The 12,055-nt window shown below is 66.6% G+C and carries 9 protein-coding genes and 2 pseudogenes; 6 read left to right on the forward strand and 5 right to left on the reverse strand.

The genetic code is table 11. The annotated features are described in order from the left end of the window. Nucleotides 1-1,193: 1,193 nt before the first annotated feature. Nucleotides 1,194-1,697 (forward strand): hypothetical protein, encoded by a 504-nt coding sequence (locus ACFYZS_RS40220; RefSeq protein WP_389024489.1) that lies wholly within the window; start codon nucleotides 1,194-1,196, stop codon nucleotides 1,695-1,697. A 299-nt stretch (nucleotides 1,698-1,996) separates the two neighbouring features. Then, nucleotides 1,997-2,947: a fibronectin type III domain-containing protein gene (locus tag ACFYZS_RS40225; protein ID WP_389024491.1), complete on the forward strand. Its 951-nt coding sequence runs from the start codon at nucleotides 1,997-1,999 to the stop codon at nucleotides 2,945-2,947. 159 nt (nucleotides 2,948-3,106) lie between these two features. On the opposite strand, the gene ACFYZS_RS40230 is transcribed toward ACFYZS_RS40225, so the two are convergent. Next, nucleotides 3,107-3,936 (reverse strand): IS5 family transposase gene (locus ACFYZS_RS40230; RefSeq protein ID WP_389024506.1). Its coding sequence is split into 2 segments (ribosomal slippage): nucleotides 3,107-3,630 and nucleotides 3,630-3,936, totalling 831 coding nucleotides; the frame shifts between segments, so codons are not numbered across the junction. 172 nt (nucleotides 3,937-4,108) lie between these two features. Beyond that, the gene (locus ACFYZS_RS40235; protein WP_389024494.1) at nucleotides 4,109-4,519 is read right to left on the reverse strand and encodes a MarR family transcriptional regulator; all 411 of its coding nucleotides are present in this window, start codon (nucleotides 4,517-4,519) and stop codon (nucleotides 4,109-4,111) included. A gap of 156 nt (nucleotides 4,520-4,675) precedes the next feature. Between ACFYZS_RS40235 and ACFYZS_RS40240 the strand changes: the two genes are divergently transcribed. The 4 genes and pseudogenes from ACFYZS_RS40240 to ACFYZS_RS40255 form a co-directional block, all read left to right on the forward strand. Further along, the gene (locus tag ACFYZS_RS40240; RefSeq protein ID WP_389024496.1) at nucleotides 4,676-6,802 is read left to right on the forward strand and encodes an MMPL family transporter; all 2,127 of its coding nucleotides are present in this window, start codon (nucleotides 4,676-4,678) and stop codon (nucleotides 6,800-6,802) included. A gap of 165 nt (nucleotides 6,803-6,967) precedes the next feature. Beyond that, nucleotides 6,968-7,468, forward strand: a complete 501-nt coding sequence (locus ACFYZS_RS40245; protein WP_389024499.1) for a hypothetical protein — start codon at nucleotides 6,968-6,970, stop codon at nucleotides 7,466-7,468. A 143-nt stretch (nucleotides 7,469-7,611) separates the two neighbouring features. Then, nucleotides 7,612-7,770, forward strand: a complete 159-nt coding sequence (locus ACFYZS_RS40250; protein WP_389024503.1) for a hypothetical protein — start codon at nucleotides 7,612-7,614, stop codon at nucleotides 7,768-7,770. A gap of 438 nt (nucleotides 7,771-8,208) precedes the next feature. Further along, nucleotides 8,209-8,770: pseudogene (locus tag ACFYZS_RS40255) on the forward strand (amino acid permease); the annotation flags it as partial. A gap of 92 nt (nucleotides 8,771-8,862) precedes the next feature. On the opposite strand, the gene ACFYZS_RS40260 reads toward ACFYZS_RS40255, so the two are convergent. From ACFYZS_RS40260 to ACFYZS_RS40270, 3 genes and pseudogenes are all read right to left on the reverse strand, one after another. Beyond that, nucleotides 8,863-9,453 (reverse strand): hypothetical protein, encoded by a 591-nt coding sequence (locus ACFYZS_RS40260; protein ID WP_389024511.1) that lies wholly within the window; start codon nucleotides 9,451-9,453, stop codon nucleotides 8,863-8,865. A gap of 930 nt (nucleotides 9,454-10,383) precedes the next feature. Continuing rightward, nucleotides 10,384-11,612, reverse strand: a pseudogene (locus ACFYZS_RS40265) (IS256 family transposase). 203 nt (nucleotides 11,613-11,815) lie between these two features. Next, nucleotides 11,816-12,055: fibronectin type III domain-containing protein (locus ACFYZS_RS40270; RefSeq protein WP_389024504.1), on the reverse strand; the 240-nt coding region annotated here is incomplete at its 5' end.

Consider the following 12,055-nt stretch of genomic DNA (forward strand, 5'->3'; position numbering starts at 1 on the left):
AGCACCCCCGGCCCTTCGTCTGGACAAAGACAGCCGACGAGATCCTCGACAAAGTCGCCGCCTACTGCCGACGAATCTCCGACTCAGGACACTAGTCCCGCCTGCCACCGCTGTTCATACGGGGCCTCGCCACGAGGCCCTGCCTGGTGCCCGGGTGCGGCCATGCCTGCGCTCCGCGGTATGCCACGCATGGATTGAGACGTTTTGTGAAGAGCCCGGGGCCGTTGCCAGCTCCTGGGTGACGAAAGGACTTCCCCGCATGATGATGAGTACGCGACTCGCGCGCCCGGCTGCCGTGGTCGTCGGTGCGGCCGCTTTACTGGGCAGCCCGGCGGTGCCGGTGGTGGCCGCCGCCCCCGCTCCTGCCCTCGCTCTTGGCCGGCCTGGCGTGAGCGAGCTGTGCCAGGTCCGTCTCAGGGAGGACGCGAGGCCGCTGGGCTACGGCCATCTGGCCGGCATGCCGGACGGGAAGCCGTTGCCGTACTTCGTCAATGACGACCTTGTAGCCGAGCTGGCGGGGGCCTGTGTGACGGCGGGGAGTTGAGGGTGCAGGGGTGGTTCGTGCGCAAGACGGCGACGGACCCGGACGACGGGCAGATCGTCTACTGGAAGCCGGCCAAGAAGCGGGACCCGGGCGCCGTCTACAAGGCTTCTACACCGTCACGGTGGCCGGCAAGCCCGGCTACATTCTGGACGCCGAGGACCTCGACCTGGAGGCCCCTTGAGTGGTATTCGTCTCGTGCAGGCAGCAACCATTGGTATGCACCGAATCGCTACTGTCGATGCTGCGAGGGTGCGTCTGTGTGGCGCTCCAGGGGGTTGCAACTTTTCGAGATGCGCGGAGATCGCCGCAGTGGGATTCTACTGATAGGGAAGTTGCGCTAGCGCCCGTCCATCCACTTTGTTCTTGATCGAGCTCAGCTCTGATTCAAACGAGGTTTGTGATGAGGCTTGGACGTTGCTTGGTGGCTGCAGCTCTGATAGCTCCCATCCCGTTTGTTGGAATGACAGAGCGAGCTGAAGCGAACACGATTCACCGTGTCAGGGTAACCGGATATCTAAGAGTCCATGACGCCTCTGGATTGCTTGCGGGCGGAGTAACTAAAACCCGAAACTTCAGTAGGCCGTTTGATCTTACGCATAGTGCGCCGAGGGATTCATGGGGCATTCCGGTATGTGCAGATGATGAGACCTTGGGCGAGCTCTTGATAGAGATGCAACTGAACGATGAAACAGTAACCGTCACCTCAACGCTTGCCTTGTACGAGTGGGTGACATGTGACCACACCGATCTCGAATCCAAAGTTGCTACCACGCCCCAACAAATCGCCAATGGTGGAAAACAAGAGTTCAGTCTAACCGCAAAAAACCATGAAACCAGTAATGACTACGCGTATGCGAATTTTTTCGTAACCCATGACTTCGCAGAGCCGTCGGAACCTACACATGTCACCGTCACGCGGACATCGCCAGATCGCCTAACGGGACTGCGCCACATTCTCATAGAGTGGGGGGACACGAGTGCCGACGAAATGGGCTACCAAATCCAAAATATCGGGACAGGTAGGACCCGCCGTGTGGGGCCGAACAGGACCTTCTACGAATGGGCAGAACTCGGCCGGGGTATCCAATGTTTCAGGGTCCGGGCGCTCGGAAACCCGAATCCGTCGGATTGGTCCTCCCTGGTGTGCACGTGACGCGAATGTACTGAGAGTCACCGCTGACGCCGCAGTGCCCGCTTGGCGCAGAGGAAGAAAGTGCCCTTGTCTCACGTCATCGTGAGACAAGGGCACTTCGCATGTGCTGAGCCAGCCTTCACTGGCAGCGGCCCGCGGCGGGCTGGTCCGGGAGGCGAAGCCGGAAGGATCTCGGGGTGGGAGCGAAGCGGATACCCCGACGGGCCGAAGGCCCACACCCCGTGAAACGGGGTCACCCCGGCCTGCGGAGCAGGCCGTTCAGGGGTGGAGCGAAACGGAACCCCTGAGCTTGACATTTTTTGGTCCGCCCCAACCTGCTGCTGAGCGACGCAGTCTCGCAGTGGAAGACCGACCGCTCCCCGGTCGAGCTGGCCGATTGGCGCGGGGAATACTCCTGCGAGCCGGACGGATGCCCCGCCGGTTACGACGGCCTGCACCCGAACGCGCTGGGCGAGTACCAGATCGCCCGCGCCTTCGAGAAGACCCTGCACGACCGCTATCACCTGGGAACCTCCGTACCGGCCGTCCCGGCGGACATGCCCGCCCGGGCGACACCCGTGCCGGGCAACGTCGTCGCCTCTTCCGAGGACAGCGGCATCAAGGTGACCTGGGACGCGGTCTACGGGGCCATCGGATACCAAGTCCGCTACCGGCTGGTCGGCGTGACCGTTTGGACCGAGTTCCCCGTCTCGGTGAACCGCTTCGACACCACCTGGACCGAGGAGGGAATGGAGTGGGAGTACCAGGTCCGCACCGACAACGGCGGCAGGGTGAAGTCGGACTGGTCGCCGACCGTCAGGGCCACCGCGCATCCCAAAACCGCTTCACCACCCGTGGGCATCGTCACCACGGCCACCGCGACCGGCGTCGATGTCGTGTGGGGCGCACCCACCGGCCCGTACACCGACACCATCGACCGCTACCAGGTGATCACCTTCGACAAGGACACCCCGGGGACCTTCATCGACAGCACCTCGGTCACCGGCAAGTCCGTCCACATCGACGGCCTCACACCCGGCCACCACTACGCCGTGTCCGTCGTGACGTGGAATGCCGCGGGCGGCGGCCTGCCGGGCGCCGGGCGTTCCGTCACCATCGGGGCGGGTAGCCCGCCTGCGCCTGGCGGCCTCCAGGTGACCTCAACCGACGCCACCACGGTGCAACTCACCTGGTCGGGCTCCCCGCAGGCGGCCGGATACCGCGTCTGTGTCCGCAACATCAACAACGGAAGCCAGTCCTCCGCCGACTAGTTCATCGTCGACACCACGCACCGTGACATCGCGTACCTCTTCCCCGGCACCTGGAACTACGAGTTCTGCGTCACCGCCGTCAACGGGACCCTGGAGTCCGCGAAGTCCAACTGCGTCGTCGCACCCCATCCCGCGAGCGGCTAGGTTCTGTCTCTTTGGTCAGTGTCGGGTCCAGATGAGGATGCCGGCGAGGTGGAGTGCGGCCTGGTAGGCGATGGCGAGTTTGTCGCATCGTGTGGCCAGGCCGCGCCACTGTTTGAGCCGGTTGATGCATCGCTCGACGGTGTTGCGTTGCTTGTAGGCCTCGGGGTCGAAGCCGGGCGGGCGGCCGCCTCGGCGGCCTCGCCGCAGGCGGTGGCCGATCTGGTCGGACGGCTGCGGGATGACCGCGCGGATTCCCCGGCGCCGCAGATGGGCCCGGATGGCACGTGAGGAGTAGGCGCGGTCGGCCAGGACTGCCGCGGGCCGGGTCCGTGGCCGGCCAGGACCGGTTCGGGGCACCCGGATACGGGCCATCACCTTCTCGAAGGCAGGTGCGTCACCGGCCTGACCTGCGGTGATGGTGAAGGTCAGAGGACGAGCCAGGCCGTCGGCCGCCAGGTGGACCTTGGTGCTCAGGCCTCCGCGGGAGCGTCCGAGTGCGTGGTCGGCTGGCTCTCGGCGTCCCACCGCCCCCTTTTGAGTGCGCCGGCGGAGTGCTGGTGGGCCCGGACGACGGTGGAGTCGACCGACACGGTCCAGTCGGTGTCGTCAAACGCATCCGCCGCGGCCGGGACGGCTGCCAGGATTCGCTCCCAGGTGCCATCGACTGCCCATCCGACCAGCCGTTTGTGTGCGGTCTGGAACGGACCGAGCTCGTCGGGCAGGTCCCGCCAGGGCGAGTTGGTGCGGTACTTCCATGCGATGGCTTCCAGGGTGCGGCGGTGGTCGGCCCACCGCCGTCCGCGGACCGGATCGGCCGGCATCAGCGGCTCGATCCGGTCCCACATCACATCGGTGATCACTAATCGGACAGACACATCCGATCAACTGACCAACCCATCAAAGAGACACGCGCTAGCGCGACGCCTGCGGTCGCGGCCGATCTTCCACGGCTTCTGTGCCGCCCCGGCCGCGCGTACGGGGCTCAGCGGTCTCGTTCGCCTCGGGCGGCCGGGGCGTTCATCGCCTTACGAGGGCGAGCTGCCGGTTCAACTCGGCGAGGAAGCGGACCACCACATGGAGTTCGTCGCTGGTGAAGTTGCTGCGCGCGGCGTCAGTGCCGTGGGCCAGGGGGCGGAAGTAGTCCCGGGCGACCTGCCTGGCCGCTTGGGCGTAGTGCAGGTGGACGACCCGGCGGTCGTCGGCTGCCCGCACGCGGCGGATGTGGCCAGCCTTCTCCAGTCGATCCAGGCATGCGGTCATGGCACCGGAGGTGAGGTTCATCTGCTTGCGCAGCCGGCCAGGCGTCATGGGGCCGGCCTCTTCGCCGTCGTCCGCGTCCAACACGGCGATGAGGGCCTGGACGTCGGTGAGGTGAAGCCCTTGAGCATGGGCGAACTCCTGCGCGATGCGGTTGAACTCCGTGTTCATCCGGCGCAGCAAAACGGCAAACGACTGCAACCCGATGGGGGCGTCGGCCGGAAGTGAAGACGAGGAGCTTTCGGTGTCAGCATGATCAGAGCATATAATCTCTCGATGATTGACATTCTTTATGGATGACTTAATCTCATGGGCAAGGAGCTGACCTTGAAGAAGACACCGCACTGGGCGCGCTGGATCGTGCCGCTCGCGCTGTTGATCGTGTGGCTCGGCATCGGCGGGACGCTGGGACCGTACGCGGGGAAGCTGGGTGAGGTCGCCACCAACGACCAAGCGGCGTTCCTGCCGCGCAACGCCGAGTCCACGCAGGTCCTCGAAGCCCGCAAGGCGTTCGAAACGTCGCCTTCGATCCCCGCCATCATCGTCTGGACTGCAAACGGCAAGCCTGTCAGCGCCGAACAGCGCGAGGCCGCCACGCGAGCGGTCGCCGCTCTCGTCGGCAAACCTGGCATCGCCGCCCCGCCCTCCCCAGCACTCGTTTCCGCTGACGGCCAAGCGCTCCAGGCCATCGTGTCGCTGTCCACCGACCTGGGTGAAGAGATTCCGGCAGTCCTGCAGGAGGTGCGGCAAGCCGCTCAGCGGGTAGCGGGGACCACGGTCCAGATCGCCGGTCCTGCCGCCAGCCAGGCGGACCTGTCCGATGCGTTCGCCGGAATCGACGGACTGCTGCTCGGCGTGGCCTTGGGGGCGGTGCTGCTGATTCTGCTCCTGGTCTACCGCAGCGTGCTGCTGCCGCTGGTGATCATCATCAGTGCGGTGTTCGCCCTCGGCCTGGCCTGCGCGGTGGTCTACGCGCTGGCCGACCGAGGTGCGGTACGGGTGGACGGCCAAGTCCAGGGGATCTTGTCGATCCTGGTCATCGGTGCCGCAACCGACTACGCCCTGCTCCTGGCAGCGCGGTTCCGTGAGGAGCTCGCCCGACAGGGCGACCGCGTCGACGCGGCAAGGGCCGCCGTGCGCAGGTCGGCCGGAGCCATCACCGCCAGCGCGGCGACCGTGGCCCTGGGCCTCTTGGCTCTGCTGGCCAGCGACCTCACGAACAACCGGGCCCTCGGACCGGTCGGTGCCATCGGCATCGCCTGCTCCGTCCTCACCACCCTCACCTTCCTGCCGGCCGCTCTGGTGCTGCTGGGCCGGGCCGCTTACTGGCCCGCCACCCCCAAGCCCGCCGACGCCACCGCCGAAGGCCACAGCGTGTGGCGTCGTATCGCCGCGATGATCGACCGGGCACCACGGCGGGTGTGGGTGTCCACCGCGCTCCTACTTGTGGTACTCGCAGGGTTCTCGTCCACACTGTCGTCCAAGGGCGTGCCACTGGACGAGATCTTCGTCAACGAAGCACCCTCGGTCGGCGCTCAGCAGACCCTGACCCGCCACTTCCCCGGCGGATCAGGCAACCCCGCCGTGATCATCACCAACGTCGGCAAGGCAGCCGAAGTGCGAGCGGCCACCGAATCCACGGACGGCGTTGCAACCGTCACCCCGGCCACTGTGACAGGCCGACCAGGAACCGGGGACCCACTCGTAGTAGACGGTCGGGTGCGTCTGGACGCAACGCTCGACGCCGCAGCCGACAGCGACGCCGCGAAGGAGACGATCCAGAAGCTGCGCGACAAGGTGCACGCACTCCCCGGCGCCGAAGCCCTGGTAGGCGGGTACACCGCCCAGCAGTACGACACCCAGCAGACCTCCGCCCGCGACCGCACCGTCATCGTCCCGATCGTCCTCGGCATCATCCTGCTGATCCTGATCGCACTCCTGCGCTCCGTACTCGTGCCCGTCCTGCTTGTCGCGACCGTCGCCCTCAATTTCCTTGCGACGCTCGGTGTGTCCGCCCTCGTCTTCGAACACCTGCTGGGCTTCACCGGCACGGACGCCTCCGTACCGCTCTACGGCTTCGTGTTCCTCGTCGCCCTTGGCGTCGACTACAACATCTTCCTCATGTCCCGTGTCCGCGAGGAAGCCCTTACCCGCGGCACCCGCGAGGGTGTCCTGCGCGGGCTCATCACCACCGGAGGCGTAATTACATCGGCCGGCGTCGTCCTCGCCGCGACCTTCGCCGCACTGATGGTGATCCCCCTGGCCTTCCTCGTCCAGATCGCCTTCATCGTCGCCTTCGGCGTCCTGCTCGACACCCTCGTCGTGCGCTCACTGCTGGTACCGGCCCTCGTCATCGACATCGGCCCGCGCGCCTGGTGGCCCAGCGCACTGGCCCGGCCCGCCACGCCGCCCGTACCAGGCGCTGCACCGCGGCTGCGGGAGGGCAGGCCGTAATCTCGCGGCTCCCGGCACACCGTCAGCGGCGCGAAGAGTTTCCCACGCACCCAGAGACCGCTGGGGAGGCTCTTTCCGCGCTTTGACGACCAGTTGGTCGTCTGCTGCTAAGGCGTTCCCGAAATCGGGCGGCCTGGCCGTTGGGCTTCTTGGGGAAGGTGCCAGATGCCGCTGTTCGTGGGTGATGGCGGCAGGGTCCGCTGCGTCGGGGTGGGTGTGAGGGACATATCGAAGAGCCGGCCCGGGATGGTGCTCTGGCTGTTGCTCGCGGTGGAGATCGCAGGCCTGTTGGGCGCTTTCTCCCTGGCTGACTTCACCATGTTGAAACCGGAGTATGAATACCTCCACGTCGTCGTGCCCATTGCCGAAATCCTGGCCGCCGCGGCATCCGCCCAGGCGACATCCCGTCACAACTGGGAGACCGCCTGGCGAGCCGCTGCGTCGGCAGCCCTCGCTTTGGCCTTCGTGATCGTGCTGGCGGCAGCAGGGAACGGGGCCTGGTTTGTCTGGTGTGTCCTGGCACTCCTTGCGTCCTGCGCGGCCACGATTTTCACCTCCTTCTGCACGCGGCGGGCACCGATCCTTATTGTCAGGGCTGCGGTTGCGTGTCCGCCGTTGCCCTGGTGGCGGCTGTCTGGTCGGCCGTGTCCTCAACGGGTGACGTGACCTATGAGGGGAACTGGACCGCTCAGCACAACACGGCGTCCCTGACCATGAGCGAACGTGCGCGACCGGGTGACGGCGGGCACTACACGCTGCGGATCGGGGCGTGTACGAGGAAGGCAGCTGGGACTTCGACGTACCCGCAGATGTCGTTCTCGACCCAGGTCTGGCTGCGCCGCGAGGGCACCACCTGCCTTCCGGGCCGCCCCGAACTCCTGCTTTCCGTGCTCGGGGGGAACGAAGCCACCCCGATCATCGGGCTTCCACGCCCGGACGGCACCAAGCTGCGCCTGATCAGACAGTGACTGCGTGCGAAGGGGTGGGGTGGTGGCAGTGGTTGCTTGTCAGCGGGTGACCGAGGAGCGTGGCGTGATCACAAGTCAGGGTGGTGTATGCGGGGCTGGCCGGCGGTGCGGGTGTTGGGCGGTGTGGCGGCTGTAGGGGCTGCTGGCTGGGTGCGCGGCGGGACGTCTACGGCAAGGCCATGGGGCCGGTGGCGTCCGTGTCTGCGGCCCGCTGACGTGCTCTCTCACCGCCCTGCTCGGCCAGGCCGATCGCGGCTTCGCCCGCTGTGCCACCAACGCCCGCCATGCCATCGAGGACTCACGAGGCGTGTGGAGCACTCCATCCACACCGGCGTGGGCCCGCCCCTCGGCTGGACACCTTACTCGGCTACGGTGCGCCGGGATCCCGCACGCACAGATACGGGGCATGTGCGGCGGGATGCCGCGAAGGAGCACAGGATGCACGTGGTGGGGGCACGGGCCGGTGGCGACGAGTTGAAGCGGCACCTGGGGGTGGGGGACGCGGTGCTGATCGGGATCGGGTCGATGATCGGGGCGGAAATCTTCGCCGCGCTCGCGCCGGCGGCCCGGGCGGCGGGGTCGGGTCTGCTGCTGGGGCTGGCTCTGGCGGGGGTGGTCGCATACTGCAATGCGACATCCTCGGCGCGGCTGGCCGCCCGTTACCCGGTTTCGGGCGGGACCTACCTCTACGGCCGCGAACGGCTCGGTGACTTCTGGGGCTACCTGGCCGGGTGGGCGTTCGTGGTGGGCAAGACCGCCTCCTGCGCGGGCATGGCTCTGACCGTGGGCACCTTCCTGTGGCCTGGTCAGGTGCATGCGGTCGCGGTGGCCGCGGCGTTGGCGCTGACCGCGCTGAACTACACCGGCGTGCAGAAGAGCGCCCCGGGTGCCCCGTCTCATCGTCGCCGTCGTCCTGGCGGTCCTGGCCGCGGTGGTCATCGCGTGCCTGACCGGGACAGGCGGGGAGGCCGGCCGGCTGGACATCGGCGCGGACGCGGGGCTGTGCTGGGGGAGTTGCGGTGCGCGGGCCGATGCCCAGGGCACGACGTTCGGTCATGCGTCCAGTGTCCCGGGCCGTTCGAAGTGGCCTGACTACAGCTTGCCGCAGGCGTTCTTGTTGGTCTGGCAGTGCTTCTTCCACTCCTCAAGCAGCGGGGGCAGCTTGGGTTGGGGTGGCTCGGGCGGCGAGGGTTCCTGGGCCACGGTCACCGTCGCTTCGGCGCTATCCCATGACTGGACCTCCTGTGCGTTGGTTACCCACAGCCTCTTCATCTGGCGTGTTTGCCCAGGGTTGACGCTTGTCGCGGCCCAGTCGGTGTCGTCAAGGTCGAGGTTCTCGCAGGTCGACTCCTCGTACAGCTTCAGCTCCGCGAGCGCGTCGACCCTTTCGGAGGGCTGAAGTACCACTTGGATGGTCAGCTGCCCCCTGGTCTCCTCTGCTGCACAGACTCTGTGAACCACGCGACCAGTGGGCCTGGCGTGCGTGAGGATGAATGTCCGCGTCGGCATTTCGAAATTGACGATGTGTACATTGTTCAAGGGGAAGCTACCAGAGTCGGTTACGGTCATCTTTCCATTGACGACGACAGTGTGGGAGGAAGATGCGGCAGCAGGGTTTGTCATACCTGCAAATGGTATGGGGGTCAACAAAACCGCAGTCGCTATGACGTGTCCGAGTTTCATGATGAGGCCTAGTAGATGTCGGGTATCGGTGTGCAGTCCCGTATCGCCAGAATCTCACCGGTGCAGAACTGGCGCATTTTGAGTATGACGGGTCATTGATTTAGTGCGTGGCCTGGTTCTGTGACCTGCGGGTGTTCAGGTTGGTTGGCTGGTGCTCTGGTGTGGTGGGTGCCTTTGCGGTGGTCGGGGCTGGCTGATGGAGCGCCCGCTGGGCCGGGGCGGTGGCCTGGTGTTTTCGCAGGTTGGCCGGGTTTTCAGGTGTGTGCGGGTGTCCTGGTTTGTTGTGCAGGTGTAATGGCCGGTCTATAGGCAGCTACGTGCGGCGCGTTGCGGCTTGGTGGGGGTGTGGATTCAGGCGGTGAGTAGGTCGTCGGGTGGGAGCACGAGTCGGTCCAGGCCGAGATGGTCGCGATCCGGTTGAGGAAGCTGGGCCCGGTCTGGCCGCGGGGTATGTGTGCGAGGTGTCGGGCGAGGGCGACAGTCTCGGGGTAGTGACCGGGTCGCGTCCGGTGAGTGCCCAGGATGTGCCGCCTGGAGGTGGTGGGTTGGTACGGGCCAGGCGCGCCAGCCGGCCTCGCCAGCGTCGGGTGAGGTGTTGCTGGTGGTCGTACCAGCGGGTGGTGATCATGCTCGCCCATTGGTAGGCGGCGGTGGCGTCGGACCGGCGCGCGAGCCGTTTGTGGGTGCGATGGGCCGGGACGAGTTCGGGCAGCCCTCGGGTGTCCAGGGATGCCTGGTCTGCGGGTGGGGTGGCCCATTGGTGGTGGCGTGGGCACAGACGTTGGTGTGTGGGGTGGTAGGCCCCATGCCTGGCTGGTGGTTCCGCGGGTGTGGTGGAGGGTGCACCAGGGGCAGGTGCGGGTGGGCTGCCGGGCGGCTTCACGTGGCTGCCAGCGGGCGGTGGGATGGTCGGGATCCGGACTTCCGGACTCAGGGACGCCCTTGCCGAGGGCGAGCTGCAGGTCGGGATGTGGGTGAACACCGTGAGGTGATGCAGTGCTGCGGGGGAGGGGTTGATCTCGGTTGCTCCCGGCGTGCTGCTGGGGTGGCCGTGGACGGCGATGCCGATGCCTTCGCAGAGCTGGTGTGACTCCACGCGGTATGGCTGGCCGAGGCGGTGGAGGTAGGAGGCGGCCGACTCGTGTGGCATCGGTTTGACGCGTAGCGCCCCGGCTGTACGATCGCCGGGTACTTCTGGCCCCATTCTTCCTGGAATTCCAGGAACCGTTCCGTCGCGGCGTCCTCGGTCGACGCGGTGTGGACGGGCTTGAGGGCCTTCGAGATCTTGTCCCAGTCCTGCCGGGCCGCGTATCGGAACGAGGCCCGCAGCAGGTGAACGACACACGTCTGCGTGACCCCTGCGGCCAGATCGCTCCGATCGCGTCGGGCAGTCCTTTCAGGCCGTCGCAGACGACCGTGCCGACGTCTCCGTGCCGCAGTTTTCGATCTCGGTGAGGACCTGGAGCCAGTACTTGGTGCCTTTGCCTCCGTCGCGGGGCCCAGAGTCCCGGGATCTCGCGGGTGCCGTCGACGGTGACCGCCAAGACCACGTAGAGCGGCCTGTTCGCGACCTGCCCGTCCCTCAGCTTCGCGTGGACATAGTCGATGAACGAAACCGGATAGACCGAGTCGAGGGGCCGGTTCTGCCCTTCGTTCATGCCGTCGACGACCTTGTCCGTGATCGTGGAGATGGCCGCCTTGGACACTTCGGCGCCGTAGACCTCCGCGAGGTGGGCGGAGATCTCGCCGTGGGTCAGGCCGCGGGCGGACAGCGAGAGCACCATCTCGTCGATGCCGGTCAGCCGGCTCTGCCGCTTCTTGACGATCTGCGGCTCGAACGAGCCCTCCCCATCCCGCGGGACCTCGAGCACGACCGGGCCGACCTCGGTCACCACGGTCTTGGACCGGGTCCGGTTGCGGGTGTTGCCCGAGTCGGCCTTCTCATGCTTCTCATGCCCGTGCTGGTCGGTGATCTCGCTTTCCAGAGCCGACTCGAGGATCCTCTTCGTGAGCTGCTGCAGCAGACCACCCGCGCCGGTCAGCTTGATCCCGTCGGCCTTGGCCCCGTCCACCAGCCGACTGATCAGCTGGTCATCCAGAACATCCGGCGCCAGCCCGGACGGCTGCACCTCTTCCACGGCCTCGGCCGAGACGATCACGTCTGTCAGCAGGTGGCGGTTCCTACCCGAAGATCCACCGTTGACCGTGCAGACCCGCCTGCCGCCGTCCGCGAAACCCTCCGAGAGCTATCCAGGAGGCCCACGCCGGCCGGCCCGTGGGGGTAGCCGACGTCTGATGCGGATTGCTCACGCTCAGGGAACACCCGGCAGACGGCGTGTCAGGCGGTGCTGCGCCGACCGGCTCAGGCGCACTCCACCTTCTCGCCCACCGGCGTCCAGCCAGAGGGGCCTTGGGCGCCGACGGCCCGGACCTGGAAGCAGTACCGGACCTTCGGGTCGAGGTGGGGGGCCGTGAAGGTCTTGGTGTTGGCGTCGACGCCGAAGTTTTGGTTGAGGGTGGTGTTGCGGACTTCGTAACCGGTCTCGTTGTTGGCGGTGTCTTCCCAGTCCACTCGGACGCTCTTCTCGTTGCCGACGGGGAC

This window comes from Streptomyces sp. NPDC001903 (assembly GCF_042891345.1).
GTDB lineage: Bacteria > Actinomycetota > Actinomycetes > Streptomycetales > Streptomycetaceae > Streptomyces.

What these genes read in the sequence shown, in the direction of transcription:
- ACFYZS_RS40260 (WP_389024511.1), bottom strand. Translation starts at nt 9,453, where the DNA reads ATGAAACTCGGACACGTCATAGCGACTGCGGTTTTGTTGACCCCCATA.
- ACFYZS_RS40250 (WP_389024503.1), top strand. Translation starts at nt 7,612, where the DNA reads ATGTCGTTCTCGACCCAGGTCTGGCTGCGCCGCGAGGGCACCACCTGC.
- ACFYZS_RS40235 (WP_389024494.1), bottom strand. Translation starts at nt 4,519, where the DNA reads ATGAACACGGAGTTCAACCGCATCGCGCAGGAGTTCGCCCATGCTCAA.
- ACFYZS_RS40245 (WP_389024499.1), top strand. Translation starts at nt 6,968, where the DNA reads ATGCCGCTGTTCGTGGGTGATGGCGGCAGGGTCCGCTGCGTCGGGGTG.